Below are 20371 nucleotides of genomic sequence, written 5' to 3' on the forward strand. Positions count from 1 at the left end.
ATTAGAACAAGAATCACAAATATATTTAAGACGAACAAACGCCATCCGAAATTTAGGGATGGCGTTTATTCGTCTTAAATAACTCGGAAACTAAGTTAATAAAAAAGTTCTGATATCAATCAATTTACATCGATTAATATCAGAACTAGTGAGATTGTCTGTTTATTAGTTAATTCATATTGATTAACCACGTAAGTTAATCATCAAATCAACTTGACCTTGGCCACGTGATTTGATTTTCAATTCATTCTGGGCATTAGTTGTTGCCAGCTTACCCTTTTTGATCAAGTTTTGAATCAGACGTTGACCAAAGCTGCTGCTCATTCCTGTAATCATCCAAGTTCGTTTCATATGCCCAGCTCCCTTCAAGCTGCTTTAATTGCACAATATATTACGCTTAATTTCCACGAAGTCAAGCTTAAAAGGCAACTTTTGCGGATTCTGTAGCCTTTCTACATCGCCATTCAAGTGTCTTTACTGGTCACATTGATGAGAAGAGGCTAGAATTAAACTTTAATGCCAAACAGAGGAGCTGAACGACGTTGTCCATGCATGATTTAAATATTAGCACTAAAGCTGGTTTAGCGGTTCTTTCAGATAAATGGTACGCGTTGATTCTGTTGAATTTAACGACATCTGCCAGTGACTTTATGCAGCTGCGAAATGCGGTTCGTGGCATCTCAACGTTTAATTTACTATTAAAGCTCAATGAGCTAACGGAATTGAACCTTGTGATATCACCCACTGACTACCACTATCAGCTGACTTCAGAGGGGCAAGACTTTCAGCAAATGCTAGCGGTACTCACCTCATGGGGTAAGCACCGCTTGACGCGTACACTACCCGTTAATCACCATTCATAACTATCACCAATTTCGCTGGGCCCTACCAAGTGCTAAAATAGTATCATCATCAACAAAGGGGACTTTCTAATTGATTTTACAACGTGATAATTTACCGAACATCAACCAAATTTCCGATGAAATGAGTCGCGTACTGGGTGACGACGATGTAGCTGGACTACGTCAGTTTTTTGTTTACTATCAACAATGTCAAGCTGGTGCCAAAGAGTTTGGTACGAAATTAGAAAATCTCGACAGTGAATTTGAAATGCTTAAGAACCACAACCCGATTCATCATATGGAAACCCGGATGAAGGCGCCCCAAAGTTTGCTCCGTAAATTAGCTAAAAAAGGGTACGACTTTTCATTTGATGCGGTCAAAAATAATATTTTTGATATTGCGGGTATCAGGGTGATTACAAATTATCTTGATGACATCGAAACCGTTGAAAACGCGTTAACCAAGCAATCTGATGTCACGCTGTTAAAACGTAAAGATTACATTTCACACCCCAAACCAAGTGGCTATCGAAGCCTTCATCTCGTTGTTTCTGTTCCAGTATTCCAAGATAATGGGCCAGTGGCAATCCCCGTTGAAATTCAACTACGAACCGTGGGTATGGATATGTGGGCCAGTTTGGAACACAAGCTGCGATACAAAACAGATGTGGATCAACATAAAGTTGAACAGTATGGCAATCAACTAAGGGACTATTCTGCTGAACTCAATCAAATTGAAACTAATATGCAGGATATTTTTAATCACCTGCAAAATAGTTAATTATTTTGTTTCACGTGAAACATTTTTGTTACTTAATCTAAATAAGTCCTATTCCGATAAAATTCAGAATAGGACTTATTTCACTTTCAAAAATTTACTACAGTTGCTTCTCCAAATTAATCATTTCAATTAGACCATCGGCACAGTCCGCGCCCTTATTGCCGCCTTTACCGCCAGCTCGACTAATGGCCTGGTCCAGATTATCCGTGGTTAACACCCCAAACATCACCGGCACAGGACCATCTAACGAGACGCGTGCGAGGCCACTGGCAGTCTCCGCACATACATAGTCATAATGCGACGTTTCACCACGAATCACTGCTCCTAGTGCAATGATACCGTCTACTTTACCGCTAACCGCCAGTTTTTGAGCGATCCGCGGTAACTCCAATGCACCGGGTACGCTAGCAATCGTAATATCGGCATCGATTACGCCATACTTTTCCAATTGTGAAACGGCTCCTTGCTGCAATCTTTCCGTCACAATTTCGTTAAAATGTGCCACCACAATACCAACGCGAACGCCTTTACCAAGTCTTGAATGCATTAAAACTTTCATCTAATTGACCTGCTACTGATAATTATATAAAGTTATCGATTATTCTTGCTTCTCCCTATCCTGCCTCGCATGAAACTCACTACTGCAGTTGTTATGATAGTCCACAAGCGTTAATTCCCGGCTAGCCACCGGTACATGCTTTGAAACCTGTTTTAGTAGGCGAATTCAAAGTTTTCAGTATCCCTGATATTCAGGGCCGCATTAATATCGCGATCTTCGGTATAGTTGCAATTCTGACATTCGTACACCCGGTCTTTGAGTTGCAAATCAACTTTTTTATGCCCACATTGGTGACATAACTTAGAAGTCGATTCAAAACGGTGAGTCAAATGTACGGGAATGTCTAACTGCTGGCATTTAGAAACTAGCTTAATTCTAAAATTATAAAAACCTTGGTCACTAACGGCTTTAGCTAAATGCCGATTCTTCATCATACCTTTAACATTCAAGTCTTCTAAGGCTACCCACTGCGGTTTGGTTCTCACCACAGCAGCAATAATCTTATTCTGATAATCTGCCTGAATGTTGGTTAATCGTTGATATAAGCGTTGCACCTTCCGCTGAGTTTTAGCTAGATTTAAATCAGTAGCAGATTTCCCTTCTTTCTGTCTTCTAGCTTTCAGTGCTTGATACTGACGGGACAACTTCCTTTGCAGTCTGCGCAGGCGTTTTCTGATCCGTCTTACACGACTGCTTTTATTCTGATTAGAATACAAAGTACCATCATTTAAAATGGCAAATTCTTTTAGACCAAGATCAATACCAATTGGTTCGCCGGTTAATTCAAATTTTGGCAATTCAGCCTGTTCCACTAAACAGGTCAGGTAATACCGACCAGCCTTAAATTTGATCCGGCCTTGTTTGATAACGAAGTATTCTGAGTCTGTCGGAATATAGCCAAATTCTTTCAACCGCACCCAGCCAAGCTTGGGTAACTTAATCCGGTGACGTTCGCAGGCAATCACCTGTACTTTACTATTCTTCACAAAGTAATAACTACCCTGACCCCGTTTAAACGAACGCCAATGTGGAAAACCGCTCAGTTTCTTAAAGAACCGTTTCATAGCCGTGTCAGCTTCAATGAAGGCCTGCTTAACCGATTTAGCATATAAATTCTTGATCCATAGATCATCAGGATTAGCTTCAAGATACTCATGGTTAAACCACTTACTAAAAGCGTAAGCATTCAAATAGTAATAACCCGCTTCGTAACGTTGTTTATTGATGTCTAAAAACAAATTGTAGGCCCAACGACTGCCACCAATATGACAATCAATCTGCCAAGCTTGCTTTTCGGTCGGCTTAATTTCGACTTTATAAGTGAGTAACATCAGCGGTTCCGCCTTATTGCATTTAATCACCAGAGTGAGGTGTCCCTCACATTATACGGGATGGCTTTAGCCCAAAAGCTCTTTTAATGAAATTCATATAAATCACTACTTATAAGCTATCAGCTAATACGGAAAATTAAACGCCTAACTTTAACCTTGTTATATCTTCATCAGCCTTATAAGACTACGGAATAGTATAGAAGCGCCATTTTGCAAAGATTGATATCCTTTTACAGCAAAATAGTACTGTTCATACCTCCTTCAACAAATGATGAAACTTATTCTTTTTAGTCTTTAAATAACCTTCATTTTCTTGAGTTAGACCAATTTCAAGCGGTATCCGGTGATTGACCCTGATACCATATTGTTCTAATTGCTTAATTTTATCGGGATTATTAGTCATTAAATTAACGGTTGAAACCCCTTCCTGACGTAAAATTGCAGCCGCTGAACCATAGTTGCGATCATCCGCAGGTAGACCTAAATGCAGATTAGCTTCAACCGTATCGAGACCCTGCTCCTGGAGTTCATAGGCTCTTAACTTGTTTGCTAGCCCGATACCGCGGCCTTCTTGACGTAAATACAACACCGCTCCGCGTCCAGCCAGTTCGATTCGCTTCAACGACCCCGCTAGCTGAGCGCCACAATCACAGCGTTTCGATCCAAACACATCACCCGTTAGACATTCCGAATGGAGACGAACCAGTAACGGCTCATTTCCCGATATGTTTCCCTTAGTAATGAGTAAAGTAGGCTCTCCATCAACACTAGTCTTAAACGCTTTCATTTTAAAATTGCCGTATCTTGTCGGCAACTCAACGTCAGCAATCACTTCGATTGCTTTAAGCTGCCGATACTGTTGCAGTTCCGCAATGGTGATCATCGGTGTCTGGGTGCCTTCAGCGTAGGCTTTAAGATCTTTTCGCCGTGCCATGGTGCCATCTTTTTTAAGAACTTCACAAATGTAGGCCACCGGTTGAACACCCGCAAGCTTTGCCAAATCAACCGCAGCTTCAGTATGACCGTCGCGTTCTAACACGCCGTTGTCTCGAGCAATTAAGGGGAAAATATGACCTGGATGATAAAAATCATCAAATTGACTGTCAGATTTAGCCAGTGCCGCAATCGTTGCAGCCCGATCATAGGCCGAAATACCCGTGGTTGTCGTTCGGACATCGGTACTGATTGTAAAGGCTGTCCCGTAAGCATCCGTTGCATCAGTGACCATGGATCTCAAGCCTAGCCGTTGAGCCACATCGGCGCTCATAGGAACGCATAAAAGCCCCCGTGCTTTCGTCACCATCGTATTCACATTTTCTGGAGACACACACTCAGCCAGCCCCACCATGTCACCTTCAGCTTCCCGGTCAAGTGAGTCTGCTACAATAATTAACTTACCCTGTTTAAGGGTCTCAAGAGCTGCTTCAATTTTTTGAGTTAACGCTTGATTTGTCATTGGATTGCTTCCTTTCGCTGTGCGCCCACAATGTATTTGCCTAAGACATCCGTTTCAATATTGACTATGTCACCAACTTGCCGATTTCCCAACGTGGTCTGGTTTTGCGTGTAAGGAATGAGACTCACTGAAAACTGGTGAGGGCTACTTTGGGTGACCGTCAAACTCACCCCATCGATTGCAATGGATCCCTTTTTAACGATGTAATCGTCATATTCTGACGCAATTTCAAAGGTCAGTACGCTGGCATTTTGATCTTCAACGCGTTGGATCAACTTCGCGGTTGTATCAACATGGCCTAACACAAAGTGACCATCCAAACGTTCCGTTGCACCCAGAGCTGGCTCTAAATTAACTGAATCCCCCGCTTCCAACTGACCCAAATTAGTTAAGCGCGTAGTCTCCGGCATCACGTCCACGCAGAGTTGCCCTGGTGTGACGGCTGTGACGGTTAAACAGATGCCGTTAATGGCGAAACTGTCACCAAGTTGCGGATTTAATTGCATGAATAAGGGCGATGAAATCGTCAACTTTGCGGTTTCTGCTTGCCTGGTTATTGACACAACGTGACCCATTCCCTTAATAATACCTGTAAACATCCTCACAACCTCCTTGTCTGAAGACGAATATCGGAACCAAGCACCGAAACTGTTGGTGTTTCAAATCGTGTATGGTCTGTCAGTGACTGTCCGATTGCTGCCGGTAATCCAGTACCACCTAACATCATTGGTGAAATATAGACGACAACGTTATCCACCAATCCAGCCGCGATAAAAGCGGCCTGAAGACAACTGCCACCTTCAACCAAAAGTGATTGGATGCCTTCATTAGCCAAGTGCTGAACAACATCTGCAGGGGTCCAATGCGGCCTAACGAAAACCTGAACATTTTTAGGCAATGATTGAGTAGCTGCCGTTTCACTGAAAAACCAGGTGGGTGCAGACTCATCAAATAAGTGACTCTGGGGGTCCACCTCATCAACATGGTGAACCAGCGCGGCTCGAATCGGTGGAAACATCATTGATGGCGTCCTGACCGTTAGTCGCGGATTATCAATCGATAGGGTGTTCTCTCCAACTAAGATCACTTGCTGCTGACGCCTTAACACTTGAGCATCTTGCTGAGCGTCAGCTTGGGTCAGCATCGTTCGCTTCTTCTCAGCACCATTAATTTTGCCATCCAATGACATGGCATATTTCAAGGTCACTAAAGGACGGTCATGCTGGTAAAAGAAGTTATATGCCACGTTCAACCCCTGACTGTCACCCAAAACTGCCACTTTGATGCCATGTGCCTTAAGAATTGCGACGCCCTTGCCACTAACAATGGGGTTAGGATCCAGTTGACCTATGATCACCTTAGCGATACCCACTTCAGCTAGCCGTTTTGCACAGGGCGGTGTTTTCCCATAGTGACTGCATGGTTCCAGCGTGACATACATAGTTGCTCCCTTTGCCTGACTAACATTATCCAGCTGAGCTAGGGCATCAATCTCTGCATGCCGCTGACCAAATTGATGGTGATAACCAACGGCTAATACCTGGTGCTCTTTGACAATAACTGCCCCAACTTGAGGATTGGTCCAGGTATCAGTTCCCTGTTTAGCAGCAGCTACTGCTATTTGAAAATACTTTGACTCACACAAACCTCATTCACCTCACAAAAAAGGCCTCGCATTAAAATAATGCGGGGCCTCGTTGATTGATAAGCTAAACAAGATTTCATACGGTTATGGTACACAAAAAGTGTACACCAATGGTACGAAATAGTACTTTTCTTCTCCCATCCAGACTTTAACTGTCGGTCCCAGACTCTCACTGGGTCAACCACGCATAACGTGGGTCACGGACTTCAGCCATGTTGCGATTGCTTGTTCAATCTAGCTGTCACCATCGGTCGGGAATTACACCCTGCCCCGAAGAAATCTATTCAGTTTTCACGAGTTATCGTACAATGATTACTTTTAAAAAGCAAGTAACATTACTGGACTTAGTGAATTTATTCTTTAATCGCGATGCTGCGAGCCCGCAGCGCCCATAAGATCGTCACAGTGTCCACAACTTCTTGAAGCAGTGCGCCAAAGATTGCTGGAATCACGCCAAAACTAGCAATCAGCATCAGAACCGTACAGATAATGATGCCCACCATAACAGATTGACGGGCCACGTGCATCGTCGCTCTAGAAATTTGAACCGCAACTACCGTCCGACGCAGATCATCTTTCAAAATAACGGCATCCGCTGATTCACTAGCCGTCGTTGCACCACTGGCACCCATAGCAATACCCACGTCAGCGGTTACCAGTGAAGGCGCGTCATTCACACCATCACCGACCATGGCAACTGGTTTTTGTCCCTCTGGCACTTGTTTAAGAACTTCGATTTTTTGCCCAGGTAAACATTCAGCGTGAATCTGATCAATGCCCACCGCTTTTGCAATTTTTTGAGCAATTGATTGCCGATCACCTGAGATCATCATCAGGTTTTTAATGCCCAGTTTGTGTAGTTCAGACATGGTTGTTGCCGCTTCTGGCCGCAATTCATCCGTAAACGTAACACAGCCTAAATACTGGTTATCCGCCGAAACGTACACTGCCGTATCCTCAACTTTTTCAATTGAACCATCAGGCATCGCAAAATCTGCTTTACCTACCCGAATTACCTGACCGCTTATTGTTGCTTGCACCCCGCCACCAGTGGTTTCTTTCACATCACTAACCACGGGTAACTGATCTGGCGCGGCTTGCATTAAGGAACGCGCCAAGATGTGATTAGACTGCTGTTCAGTGGCTGCAGCAAGCGTTAATAATCGGTTCTGGTCAACGTTTTGCTGAGCAATAATTTGGTTCACCTTTAAGTGTCCTTGGGTGATCGTACCGGTTTTATCGAAAGCCATGGTCTTCACCTTAGCGAGCTTTTCCAGCGTTGTCCCGGTTTTAACGATGATCCCGCTTTGGCTTGCCCGACTCATCCCAGCCACTAAAGCAATCGGTGCTGCCAGGATTAACGGACAAGGTGAAGCTACAACTAACACTTCCGCAAAGCGAACGGGATCTCCGGAAACGAACCAAGCAGTCCCGGCGATGATGTAGGCTAAAATGGTAAACGGCACGGCATATCGGTCAGCCATTCGGACAAAATGTGCCGGTTTTGCTTCAGCTTGTTTTACTAACCGGACAATATTTTGAAACTGACTGTCAGCCGCCTGTTGGTCCGCCACCATCTGAATAGAAGCATCGCCATTAACGGATCCGGACATGACGCTATCGCCAATCACCTTATCCACTGGCCGAGACTCACCAGTCAGCGATGATTCATCTAAAGTCGTACTCCCCTCAACAACAGTGCCATCTACGGGGATCACTTCCCCCGGTTTAACTAGCAGCTGATCGCCAATACTGACTTGATCCACCGCAATCGCTTTAATATCCCCATTAACCATCAGATGGGCCTGTTGTGGAGATTTTTCTAGGAGGGACTGGAGGTCCGAGTTAGCCTTATGGGCCGCATAGTCTTCCAAGGCGTCCCCACCCGTCAACATCAGAAGCACAATGAGTGCGGCCCAATACTCACCGATTGCCAAGGTTGCAATCACAGCGGTAATCGCCAGCAAATCCACGCCGAACTTTCCCGAACGTAAAGTCTTCACCATATCAATAAACATCAGCAACGCAATCAGCGAACCAAGGACGGTTACCAAAATTTGCGCCCAACCAGACTGGTGCAAACCAAAAGCCAAGATCAACGAAACTGCACCAACACTTACAACTGCCCATAATCGACGATAGTTAGAAAGTTTTTGCATGATGTCACCTCCTAGAGAAAATACTTTACCTTTATTATACCTGAAATGGCCTTGTTCAGTTAGTAATTAATTAAAAAATTATGCTAATTAGAAGAAAAAACTCATATAAGAGTCTGTGACATCGGTCTATATTTGTAAGTATTTCAATTAATTTTTAGTCCAAATTAGTATTTACTGTATTTTAGCTCTATACGCCACTATAGCCTAATTGCGCGACAAAACTCATATTCCAGCCATTTAACGCAATAAAGCCTATCCCGCAAAAAAAGCGGCATAGGCTTTATTCACATTCAATTCTGGAATCCACCAAGTTTTGTCACAGCTTCTCCCTAATAATTTTAGCGAATGACTAATACCGATATCGGTGCGTATTTAGCCATGTATGCGGCTTGTGACCCAAAGTGGCGTTTAAATCCCTTTTTGGCGATTGAACCAATGATTAATACGTCGGGTTTAACATGTGGAATTACTGATTTAACGATAACTTCGCCTGGTTTCCCCTCAGAAACCAGTGCATCGACTTTTTCCACACCGGCATCCTGCGCTTGCTTGACATACATCTGAATATGATGATCAAGCTCGCTTCGTTCCCCATGAATATAATCCTTATCCAGTGCCTCGTACACACTCATTTCATGACTTTCAAGAATTGAAACAATCGTCAATTCTGCATGACGTCGCTTAGCCATATCAATGGCATACTGGAAGGCTAACAGGGCATCCTCAGAGTCATCTACCCCAACTAAAATATGTTTAAATTCAGTTTTTGCAGTCATCACAAACCTCCGATTAATCTGCTAAGTCAAATTTAGCTTTAAGTCGCTTATTGCCTTGGTGCAGATCGTAAATCATCCAAACCAGCAGCAACATGACGCAGGCAATCAAGAAATCGGCCACATTATCGGCCATTGCTACTTCCGCTGCACTGGCGTTTGCTGGTAAGAATCCTTCAATGTTATCCGGCAAGCCCTTCATGTTCAACGCGGTCAAAGCAATGACAGAGAACCAACCAAGTACTTTGACCACTAAATTATTCTTAAACCGCTCACCCATTTCCATCCCACTGTCCGTCATCATTAACAACGGCAGCATTGAGAATGGTAGGGCAAAGGCTAGGAAGACTTGTGAGTTATTCATTAACGTGTTGAGCGCTTCGTGTTGTTGGACAGGCGTCTCACCACTAGTCATCCCAACGCAGATCAGAACAGGAATCACTGAGATTAAACGGGTAACTAACCGACGTGCCCATAGAGGCATCTTCATGTGAATGAAACCTTCCATGATGACTTGACCAGTTAACGTCCCAGTAATGGTAGAGTTTTGACCTGAAGCAAGCAATGCAACGGCAAACAAAACTGATAAGGCACCTGACTTGGCAACACTGATCAAAATCGGATTGCTGAGCATTGACGAATTAGATAAAGCTTCGAATAAACCAAAAAATGAAGGGTCTTTAACAGCACCGGTCTTAAAGACGGCAACACCCATAACTAGTAACAGAGAGTTAACAACGAAGGCTAGTGACAACTGAATGTTTGAATCCCAAGTGGTGAAACGAACAGTCCGTGCCACGTCATCTTCATCGGTGTGGTCAATTTTACGAGTTTGTGAAATAGCAGAGTGCAAATACAAGTTATGCGGCATAACAGTGGCGCCGATAATACCTAAGGCACCAGTTAAAGGTGTGCTGCCACCAGCTTTAATTGAGCTTGAGAACGTATCCTTGGTAGGAACTAAGCCACCAAAAACACCCGCCCAGTTAGGATCTGATAAAGCAACTTCATACGCGAAAACAAGTAAAATAACCAGAATCAAGCAAACAACGATTGCTTCAATCTTGCGAAACCCAATTTTGGTTAATAATAGCAGTATCAAAACATCAAAAACGGTAATGAAAACCGCGTATACAAGTGGAATATGGAATAATAGATAAAGCGCAATGGCGGCACCAATAACTTCCGCAATATCAGTCGCCATAATCGCAAATTCGGTTAACAACCAAAGGACGATTCCCAATGACTTACTCGTACGTGCCCGAATGGCTTGTGCTAAATCCATCTGCGTCACGATGCCAAGTTTAGCTGCCATGTATTGTAATAACATCGCAATCAAACTTGACATCAAGATAACAGACATCAGCAAGTACTGGAAATTTTGACCACCAGTGATGGATGTTGACCAGTTACCGGGATCCATGTAACCCACAGCCACTAATGCACCAGGCCCCGAGTACATGAATAACGTTTTCCAAAAACCTTTCCCTTTCGGCACATCGATGGAACCATTGATCTCTTCCAACGATTTTCCGTTGGCATATTCGATCAAATGATGTTTGCGTGGTGTTTTTTGATCTTTCAAAATAATTACCACCCTTCATAGATTTGTTGAACGTGTTCATTGTACAATTTATTTTGTATTTGTAAAACACTTTTTAGGTATTCCTTAATATTTTTAACTTCAAGGTTTACTTTCAAATGTAAGCTCATTCATCTAGGCCAATTATCACAAAAATTAACTTTTTTTAACAAAAGAAGTAATATGTATAACTTTAAAGCGATTTTGCTTGTATTTCTCATTACTAATATTTAATCTTATACATAACAATATAGAAAGAAGGGATTAAATTGAGGGAACTATTGAGTAATTTGGTATTTCCAGACCGCTAATCACACGTTAATCACGAAAGGATGATCAATTTATGGCAACACATTCAGACAATCAGCAAGTTACTCCCGTGGCAACCGACGATAATAAGGACGCCGGCCCCAGTCAGCAACAAGTTTGGCACCAATCGACTTCTGAACTGGAACAGCAATGGCAGACCAACTGCGAAGACGGGCTTAGTACAACTGAAGCAAAAAAACGTTTCGCAGAACATGGTCCCAACGAGCTAGAAGCCAAGAAAGTTTCAAATTTGTTGCGATTCTTAAAACAGTTCAATAACAGTATCATCTACATCTTACTAGCTGCAGCCATCATAACGTTTGTGCTGCACCGCTACTCTGATTCAATTGTTATTGGACTAGTCATCATTGCTAATGCGCTGATTGGTTATTTTCAAGAAATATCGGCTGACAATGCCCTAGAAAAAATCAAAGACTTATTAGTTTCAGAAAGCTTTGTCATTCGTGACGGTCAAAAAATTACGTTGCCTTCCCGTGAACTAGTTGCTGGCGATATCGTCAGGCTGGAGGCCGGTGACTCAGTTCCAGCTGATTTACGACTCGTTGAAGCCGATAACCTAAAAATTCAAGAGTCAGTGTTAACTGGTGAAACTGATTCCGTTGAAAAAATTGAAGAACCAATTAATGCGGCTGAGGTACCCTTAGCAGAGCGTCAAAATCAAGCCTTCGCATCCACTGCAGTTACTAGTGGCTCTGGCTTAGGGATCGTTATTGCAACGGGTTCCAATACTGAAATCGGTAAAATTCAACAAGATGTGGCTGATGTAAAGGCCCAGCCAACCCCACTGATGCAGAACTTAAACCGTTTGGGTGTCGGCCTTTCAGCCGCTATTGTAGTAGCTGCAATTCTACTCTTCATTTTAGGTGCCGCAATTCACGTCTACAGTCTCCCAACCCTGTTAATTGCTGTGATCACGATGGTTGTCGGTTCAATGCCAGAAGGACTACCGGCTAGTACATCTGTGGTGCTTGCCATGGGAACCAGGCAACTGACAAAGCAAAACGCAATCGTTAAAACACTGCCTGCTGTGGAAACACTGGGCGCTGTTGATATTGTTAACACTGATAAAACCGGGACCTTAACCAAGAATGAGATGACCGTTACTGATATTTTGACGCCTGAACATCAGTATCAGGTCTCTGGCGTTGGCTATGATTCAGAGGGTCAAATTCAAAATAACGATGGCGAGCCCGTTAACTGGCAAAATAATGAACATCTAAGCTGGTTAATTCAAATCGCCGGACAAACCTCTGATGCCGTCTTTAACGAAGAAGATGGACATTGGGTCTTAACCGGTGAACCGACTGACGGCGCGCTCACTGCGCTGTTTCACAAATTAAATCACACTGACCCCATCGTTAACGAAATCGACTCATTGCCGTTTGATTCAGCTTTTCGATATTCTGCTCGATTAGTGGACTATAACGGTCAACGCGTGTTAATGGTTAAAGGTGCGCCCCAGACACTCGCCAAACTGATTGAAAAGCAAGGCGGTCAAGTTAACGCTGGCGTAATGGCGGAACAAATGAGTCAGCTGACCCGTCAAGGTAAGCGGGTCGTCGCTCTGGGATATCAAATTATTTCCCAGGAAATTACCGAAATCGATCCCGATATGATTGGTAAGGGACTCGAATTAGTTGGTTTAGTCGGTATCATCGATCCACCTCGTCCAGAAGTCGCCGATGCCGTAAAGAAGCTACGGTATGCTGGTATTCAGGTCAAAATGATTACGGGGGATGACCCAGAAACTGCAGCCGCTATTGCCAAGCAGTTAAACTTAGCTGATTCTCCTAAGGCCATTACTGGACCGGAATTAAACCAGCTCTCTGATGAAGAATTGGCAAATGTCATTGATAACTACACAGTGTTTGCCAGAACAACACCTGCTGACAAACTGCGAATCGTTCGTGCTCAACAATCCATTGGCCACGTGGTTTCAATGACGGGTGATGGTGTGAACGATGCCCCCGCCTTGAAGCAAGCTGATATCGGTGTTGCCATGGGGATCAAAGGAACGGATGTTGCTAAGGGTGCTGCTGACATGGTACTCGCCGATGATGATTTCACAACCATCCTGGCAGCTGTTAAGGAAGGCCGTCACGTCTTCGATAACATTCGTAAAACTATTCGTTTCTTGTTACCAACTAGTTTTGCCGAAGGTCTCATCGTGGTCTTGAGTATTGTGATGGATCAGTCATTACCGTTGTACCCTACGCAATTACTGTGGATCAACATGGTTTCTGCTCTCACGATTCAATTTGCCTTTATCTTTGAGCCCGTTGAATCAGGCATCATGTTACGAGGGCCTCGAAATGTTAAGGCAGGTATCCTATCGAAAATGGACATTACGGAAGTGATTTACGTCTCACTGCTGATTTCTGGTCTGGGTATCTTTGCTTACGACCAATTAGTTGGTCACGGTATCAGCGCGTTAATGGGTAGTACTATGACGCTAAATATTGTGATTTTTGGGAAAATTTTCTATCTGTTCAATCTGCGAAATAACCATCCCGTTATTTCAAAGTACTTCTTCCAAAATAAAATGGCATTTTATATTATCGGCTTGCTGATTCTCTTACAGTTAGCGATTATCTACTTGCCATTTATGCAGGGCGTCTTCCATACGACAGCCATTAATTTCCACTATGGTTGGGGAATCCCAATTATTATGGGCTTTATTGTTTTGATTGTTACCGAAATCGTCAAACTGTTCCGATTGCATTGGAATCGGCTGCATAAAGATCGTATTAGCTAAACGTTAACGCATCGCATCAAAAAAAGATGGATAATCCAGTCAATTTGACTGATTACCCATCTTTTTATTTCCCGGGACATAATTAGCAGTAAGCTATGCGTGACTACTCTCGGTCAATTTAACTGTGCCTTGCTGATTCATCCAATACGTGTAAATAGTTATCATATTGTTGTTACTTCAGTCCTACAAGTCCGGAAGATGCAGTCCCCGAACACTTCTAATTTGATCCGTCACCACCAAGGCCTCTGGATCTACTGACATAATAATTGGCACCACTGCTGTCCAATCCCGATTACTGCAAACGTAGAACAGTGCATCCATATTTTCTTGGCTATAAAAGCCCCTTGCTTTCAGCATGGTAACTCCTTGTCCCAGATTATTAGATAAAGCTTCACCGATTGCTTGATTCTTTTTTGACAGCACCAATACTGAACGTTTGGCACCCAGCGCATCTAGGTATTTATTCAGCACAACAGCTGAAACATATAGTTCCAGTGCGGTTAACAGCATATTTTGAAACCCGATAATGAAGCCCGAAGGAATGGCCACGATGAGATCAAAGAACAACATGGCTGACCCGTTTCGAATACCGAAATAACGGTTCACTATTTTTGCTAAGATGGTGCTGCCTGCAATCGTCCCCTTAGCACGGAATATTAGTCCCATAGAAATCCCCATTAAGACCCCACCAGCTATGGCAGCAATGATTGTCTGACTAGTGTGATAGGACCAAAGAACGGGTACTCTCAAAAAAAGGCTGATCCAGATTACTGCCCACAGTGAATAAAACACCGTTTCTCGTTTTAAGTACTTAAATCCAATTAAGATCAAAATACCGTTTAACACAATATTGGTCAGTGCTGGTGAAATTCTAAGTGTATAGTACCCGATGGCTGTTAGACCAGTCACACCACCCTCACCAATCCGATTAGGAATTAAAAAGTAGTTGATTGCCAAGGCATAGACTAGCGCACCAAGAATTATTTGTATGCTATTTTTAACGACCGGCTTCAATTAAAACGCCCCTCATTCATCTTTACCATACACTCTACGCTATAAAGATTATTCAAATCAACCTGGTTTCAGAGATAATTGGGTCGATGTTGAAAATGTTTCATGTGAAACAATTAAGTTGCTCGCACTAACAAGAGGGTTGTAAACGAACGTGATACAATGGACTAGTAATCAAATTAAAGGGAGTGTTTGCATGACTAAACGAATCAAAGGTTCTTGCACCACAATGTTAGTGGGTAAAAAGGCCTCAATCGATGGTTCTACTATTATTGCAAGAAACGAGGATGGCGCTGGTCCATTAAACCCGCAGAAGTTTGTCGTTGTTAATCCTGAAGACCAGCCTCGGCATTACAAATCAGTTTTGAGCCAGATTGAAATCGACTTACCTGATGATCCATTGCGTTACACGTCAACGCCTGATGCGACTGATGGCCATGGTACCTGGGCAGCAGCTGGTATCAACAGCGCTAACGTTGCCATGACAGCTACCGAGACTATCACCTCTAATTCACGAATTTTAGGTGTTGATCCACTAGTCGAAAACGGTATCGGCGAAGAAGATATCACCACGCTAACTCTGCCTTACAGCCACTCTGCTCGCGAAGGAGTTCAACGTTTAGGCAGCTTGCTGGAAAAATATGGTACTTATGAAATGAATGCCATGGCTTTCTCTGATAAGGATGAAGTTTGGTACTTTGAATCAATTGGCGGCCATCACTGGGCAGCCATCCGTATCCCCGACGATGCTTATGTCATCGCACCTAACCGATTAAACATTGATCAATTTAATTTCGACTCCAATAATACGTTATGTTCTAAAGATTTGTCTCACATGATTCAGCAATACCACATGAATCCTGACAAAGACCAGGTCAATCTACGTCATATCTTCGGCAGTGCTACTATCAAAGACACTCGGTACAACAACCCACGTGCTTGGTATGGTCAAAAGTATTTCAACCCAGAATTCGACACTACCCCAATCGATCAGGATCTGCCATTCATTTGCAGAACTGATAAGAAAATTTCCATCGAAGACATGAAGTTTGTATTGAGTTCTCACTATCAAAACACCCCATATGATCCTTATGGTACCGGTACTGAAGCCCAGAAAAAGCAGTTCCGACCAATTGGAATCAACCGGAATCAAGAACTGCACATTCTGCAAATCCGGAATAATGTCCCAGATGAAATTGCCGGCATTCACTGGTTAGCGTTTGGTCCAAATACCTTTAATGCCGTAGTACCTTTCTACGCGAATGTAACTGATACGCCAGAAGCCTACAAGAACACAACGGGTAACTGTGACCCAACCAATATGTACTGGTTGCCAAACGTTTTAGCTTTGATTGGTGATAACGACTTCGCACTTTATGAAGACCAAGAAAACTTATTTGAAGAACACACCGTTGCCCAATGCCGGAACCTTCAAATCAAAGCTGACCAAAAGGCGGTTGCTCAATCAAACCTCCCCGCATATCTTGAAAAGGTTAATAACCAAATGGCCGATATTGCCAAAACGAATTCCAACATCCTGCTTGGCCAAATGTTAGCGCTTGGTGAACCACAAATGAAACTGAAATTTCAACTGAATGATTAAACAACTAATGTAATTCGAATTTGTTCAATTTAAAATAGCCTGGTTTTCTAATGTGCAATTAGAAGACCAGGCTATTTAGATTACATTCATAACACTAAATTCTTACCCGAGCCTCTTTGGGTGAAAAATGGCTGACTAAGAAAATAATTGAAACAATTCCTAACACCATGCAGTACCAGCTATACGGTACAATCGAAGCTGCCGATACTTGTGCAATTGCCCCTGCCATTAGTAGTTGACCGCCATAAGGAATCAAGCCCTGCCCAACGCAGGAGAAAACGTCTAAAATACTGGCAGTATACGATTTAGAAATATGATACGTGTCTGACAGATCCTTCGATATTGGTCCCGCAATCATAATTGAAACCGTATTATTTGTGGTGATTAAATCTAACAACAGGATCAAGAAGGCAATAGCAAACTTACCGCCCAATGCGCCATTAGCATGTTTGGTAATCTTATTCAGTAACCACTGAATCCCGCCCATGTGCGTCATTAAAGCAGCAAGTCCACCAACAACAATGGAAATCAGGGAAATATCCGCCATGGATAGCATCCCTTTATGAATCGAATCTAGTGCACCAATGAAATCGAAGCTGCCTGAAGCGATGCCGATCACGGTTGCCGTTACGATTCCCATTAACAGGACAATCAACACATTAATATTCATAAAGGATAGGGCAATCACCACGATATACGGTAAAATATTGAGCCAGTGAATGGTCCCAAGGCTCCCCACATCCGCATGACCAACGTGAACGGTCATTAGCAACGCAATGGTAATCAATACTGCAGGTATCACCATGATCGCATTGGTTTTAAATTTATCGAAAATGGTGACTCCCTGCGTCTTAGCTGACACGATGGCCGACCCAGAAATTAACGATAAATCATCCCCAAACATGGCGCCGCTGACCACTACTCCAGCCATTAACGGCATACTAATGTGTGCCATCTGGGCAATACTAGCGGCAATTGGCATCAACGCTGCCACGGTTCCCATAGAAGTTCCCATGGCGAAACTAAGAATACAGCCAAGGATAAAAACACCGGGAACTAAAAATGACTTAGGTAAATACGTTAAGCCAATATCAGTAATCGTTTCTACCGCGTGCATTGACTTCGTTACGTAGTAAAAAGCACCTGCCAAGAGAAAAATAATGATCATCAAAATCATCGTTTCCTGCCCTGCACCCTTGAAGAACACGGTTAATTTATCACTAAAAGTGTCTTTGCGATTATCGCCTTTCAGCAAAAAGGCCACGATGCTCGCCAGCATCATGGCGACCAGTAGCGGCATATTATCAAAGCTACCGGTGAAAATACCCGAACTAATATAGAGGACCAGGAAGAAAATCAATGGCAGCAAGCCAACGAAATTGCCCTTTGGTGACGGTTCATTTGGTTTCACAATCAATTCCTACTTTCAAAAAGTTTACTCAAACTATTATAACGGTCCGCTTTTTGAGAAAAATGGGAGATTACTGAGAGTTATCACATTGTTTAGCATAACAAAATCAGGCTAATATCAGTAGTAACATCTCCTGATAATTAGCCTGATTTTTTTACTGCTGTACACCTTACGCCGTTTCAGAAACGCTGGTGGTAATTTTAGCACGGTTCAACAGCACTGAACTAGTAACCACGGATAACGAACTAAAGGCCATCGCCAGTCCTGCCAGTTCTGGACTAAGCGTTAACCCAATTGTGTAGAAAACACCGGCTGCGACTGGAATTCCCAGTACGTTGTAAACAAACGCCCAAAACAAATTGAGCTTAATTCGGTTAAAGGTCTTGCGACTCATGGCCAAGGCTCGGTCTACATCACGAAGGTCATTTTTAACCAGTACGATGCCACCCGATTCAATGGCAATGTCCGTCCCAGAACCCATGGCGATACCAACATCCGCAACCGTTAACGCAGGCGCGTCATTGATACCGTCACCAACAAAGGCTACCTTCCCCGTCTGCTGCAACATCTTGACGTGATCAGCTTTGTCTGCAGGTAAAACATCCGCGATAACGGAATCGATACCGACCTGATCCGCAATCGCCTGAGCTACTCGTTCATTATCTCCGGTTAACATGACCGTCTTCAGCCCCCGCTGTTTCAGCGCTGAGATGGCTTCTTTTGAGGTTGCCTTTGGCGCATCCTGAATGGCAATCAGGCCAATCACTTGATGATCCAAGCCAACATAGACTACCGTTTTAGCTGCTGTCTGTAGCTTAATGGCCGTCTGTTTTAAATCGGCAGCCAAGTTGTGGTCATCCAGTAATTTATCATTCCCAATGAAGGCGGCTTGGCCATTTACCGTTGCAGCAACACCCTTACCTTCAATAGCTCGAAAGTCCGTTACCGGCGTAATCGTGATGCCTTCATCTTTAGCCTTAGCCAAAACCGCTGCAGCCAAGGGATGCTCCGAATCGGCTTCTAAGCTAGCCGCTAACGGTAAAATTTGTGATTGATCACCCACAATATCCGTTACTTCTGGTTTTCCCATGGTAATTGTACCCGTTTTATCGAAAACCACCGTAGTAATGTCATTAACAGCTTCAAGGACTTCACCGTTTTTGATCAAGATACCCATTTTAGCAGAGCGACCCGTCCCAACCATTAAAGCGGTTGGAGTAGCTAGACCTAAGGCACATGGGCAGGCAATGACGACAACTGAAACAGCAAAAATCAAAGCATTAGCAACACTTGCGCCAAATAATACGTACCAAACCAAAAACGTTAGGATTGAAATAATCAGCACAATTGGCACAAAAATATTCGAAACTTGATCCGTTAATTTTTGAATCGGTGCATGACTATTCTGTGCTTTTCTGACTAACTCGACGATTTGAGACAACATGGTATCACTGCCAACTTTTTCAGCCTTGAACATAAACGTCCCATTGCTGTTCAGCGTTGAACCAATTACCCGGTCACCCGCACGTTTTTCAACGGGCATACTTTCACCAGTCACCATGGATTCATCGATTGCGGAACTGCCCTTGGTAATGACACCATCTACGGCAATCTTTTCACCTGGCTGAACCCGGATCAAATCACCAACAACCACTTCGCTTAGTGGTACTTTCACCAGTTCACCGTTTCTTAAAACCGAAGCTTCTTTAGCCTGTAAATTAACCAACTTGTCAACGGCATTTGAGGCGTTATTTCGCATCCGTTCTTCGAAAACCTGGCCCAGTAGAACAAAGGCTGTTACAAACGCTGCACTTTCAAAAAAGACTGGCTGATGGGTAATCATGGCGTATATGCTGTAAAAATACGCTGTCGCCGTTCCAATAGCCACCAATGTATCCATGTTCGAATGATGCTTTGTAAAAGACGCCCAGGCACTCTGCCAAAACGGGCCTGCTGAAACAGCCATGATAATCGTCGTCAGCACTAACATCGTCCATTCACCACCTGGCAACATCCAGCCAAACGGGTGAAAAATCATCTCTGCTAACATCGGTAACGATAGGATCAATGAGATCCAAAAACGACTTGTAATTGACATCCTTGTTCACCACTTTCCCCAAAACTTTACGTTTG

The 20371-nt window shown here is 43.4% G+C and carries 16 protein-coding genes and 1 riboswitch; of the genes, 4 read left to right on the forward strand and 12 right to left on the reverse strand.

What is annotated here, in order from left to right:
* Positions 1 to 183: 183 nt before the first annotated feature.
* Positions 184 to 351, reverse strand: coding sequence for a hypothetical protein (locus tag AC6H04_RS06445; protein WP_497570918.1), 168 nt, complete (start codon positions 349 to 351; stop codon positions 184 to 186).
* 197 nt (positions 352 to 548) lie between these two features.
* Here AC6H04_RS06445 and AC6H04_RS06450 point away from each other — a divergent pair, with 197 nt between their 5' ends.
* Together AC6H04_RS06450 and AC6H04_RS06455 are read left to right on the forward strand one after the other, a co-directional pair.
* The gene (locus AC6H04_RS06450) at positions 549 to 863 is read left to right on the forward strand and encodes a winged helix-turn-helix transcriptional regulator (protein WP_497571012.1); all 315 of its coding nucleotides are present in this window, start codon (positions 549 to 551) and stop codon (positions 861 to 863) included.
* A 70-nt stretch (positions 864 to 933) separates the two neighbouring features.
* A complete protein-coding gene (locus AC6H04_RS06455) occupies positions 934 to 1623 on the forward strand; it encodes a GTP pyrophosphokinase (protein ID WP_497570919.1) in 690 nt (229 codons plus the stop codon).
* A 97-nt stretch (positions 1624 to 1720) separates the two neighbouring features.
* Here the strand turns inward: AC6H04_RS06455 and ribH are convergent, their stop codons facing one another.
* From ribH to AC6H04_RS06495, 8 genes are all read right to left on the reverse strand, one after another.
* Entirely contained in the window at positions 1721 to 2182 is a 462-nt protein-coding gene (gene ribH / locus AC6H04_RS06460) for a 6,7-dimethyl-8-ribityllumazine synthase (RefSeq protein WP_497570920.1), read from the reverse strand.
* A gap of 152 nt (positions 2183 to 2334) precedes the next feature.
* Positions 2335 to 3513: an RNA-guided endonuclease InsQ/TnpB family protein gene (locus tag AC6H04_RS06465; RefSeq protein WP_497570921.1), complete on the reverse strand. Its 1179-nt coding sequence runs from the start codon at positions 3511 to 3513 to the stop codon at positions 2335 to 2337.
* 250 nt (positions 3514 to 3763) lie between these two features.
* Positions 3764 to 4969, reverse strand: coding sequence for a GTP cyclohydrolase II (ribA, locus tag AC6H04_RS06470; protein ID WP_497570922.1), 1206 nt, complete (start codon positions 4967 to 4969; stop codon positions 3764 to 3766).
* Positions 4966 to 5568: a riboflavin synthase gene (locus AC6H04_RS06475; RefSeq protein ID WP_497570923.1), complete on the reverse strand. Its 603-nt coding sequence runs from the start codon at positions 5566 to 5568 to the stop codon at positions 4966 to 4968. Before AC6H04_RS06475 ends, ribA begins: the two co-directional genes overlap by 4 nt.
* Positions 5569 to 5570: 2 nt before the next feature.
* The gene (gene ribD / locus AC6H04_RS06480) at positions 5571 to 6614 is read right to left on the reverse strand and encodes a bifunctional diaminohydroxyphosphoribosylaminopyrimidine deaminase/5-amino-6-(5-phosphoribosylamino)uracil reductase RibD (RefSeq protein ID WP_497570924.1); all 1044 of its coding nucleotides are present in this window, start codon (positions 6612 to 6614) and stop codon (positions 5571 to 5573) included.
* A 125-nt stretch (positions 6615 to 6739) separates the two neighbouring features.
* Positions 6740 to 6896: riboswitch (FMN riboswitch) on the reverse strand.
* A 71-nt stretch (positions 6897 to 6967) separates the two neighbouring features.
* Positions 6968 to 8773, reverse strand: coding sequence for a heavy metal translocating P-type ATPase (locus AC6H04_RS06485; RefSeq protein WP_497570925.1), 1806 nt, complete (start codon positions 8771 to 8773; stop codon positions 6968 to 6970).
* Between the two features lie 338 nt (positions 8774 to 9111).
* A complete protein-coding gene (locus AC6H04_RS06490) occupies positions 9112 to 9549 on the reverse strand; it encodes a universal stress protein (protein WP_497570926.1) in 438 nt (145 codons plus the stop codon).
* 13 nt (positions 9550 to 9562) lie between these two features.
* A complete protein-coding gene (locus AC6H04_RS06495; protein ID WP_497571013.1) occupies positions 9563 to 11134 on the reverse strand; it encodes an Nramp family divalent metal transporter in 1572 nt (523 codons plus the stop codon).
* Between the two features lie 337 nt (positions 11135 to 11471).
* On the opposite strand from AC6H04_RS06495, the gene AC6H04_RS06500 reads away from it, so the two are divergent.
* Positions 11472 to 14213 carry an HAD-IC family P-type ATPase gene (locus tag AC6H04_RS06500; protein WP_497570927.1) on the forward strand — a complete coding sequence of 914 codons (2742 nt, stop codon included), beginning with the start codon at positions 11472 to 11474 and terminating at the stop codon, positions 14211 to 14213.
* 183 nt (positions 14214 to 14396) lie between these two features.
* On the opposite strand, the gene AC6H04_RS06505 is transcribed toward AC6H04_RS06500, so the two are convergent.
* A complete protein-coding gene (locus AC6H04_RS06505) occupies positions 14397 to 15227 on the reverse strand; it encodes a YitT family protein (RefSeq protein ID WP_497570928.1) in 831 nt (276 codons plus the stop codon).
* Positions 15228 to 15420: 193 nt separating this feature from the next.
* Between AC6H04_RS06505 and AC6H04_RS06510 the strand changes: the two genes are divergently transcribed.
* Entirely contained in the window at positions 15421 to 16827 is a 1407-nt protein-coding gene (locus tag AC6H04_RS06510) for a C69 family dipeptidase (protein WP_497570929.1), read from the forward strand.
* A gap of 94 nt (positions 16828 to 16921) precedes the next feature.
* Here the strand turns inward: AC6H04_RS06510 and AC6H04_RS06515 are convergent, their stop codons facing one another.
* A complete protein-coding gene (locus AC6H04_RS06515) occupies positions 16922 to 18238 on the reverse strand; it encodes a Na+/H+ antiporter NhaC family protein (RefSeq protein WP_497570930.1) in 1317 nt (438 codons plus the stop codon).
* A gap of 169 nt (positions 18239 to 18407) precedes the next feature.
* The gene (locus AC6H04_RS06520; RefSeq protein ID WP_497570931.1) at positions 18408 to 20336 is read right to left on the reverse strand and encodes a copper-translocating P-type ATPase; all 1929 of its coding nucleotides are present in this window, start codon (positions 20334 to 20336) and stop codon (positions 18408 to 18410) included.
* Between the last annotated feature and the right edge of the window lie 35 nt (positions 20337 to 20371).

It is taken from the genome of Secundilactobacillus sp. MJ173 (genome assembly GCF_059704265.1).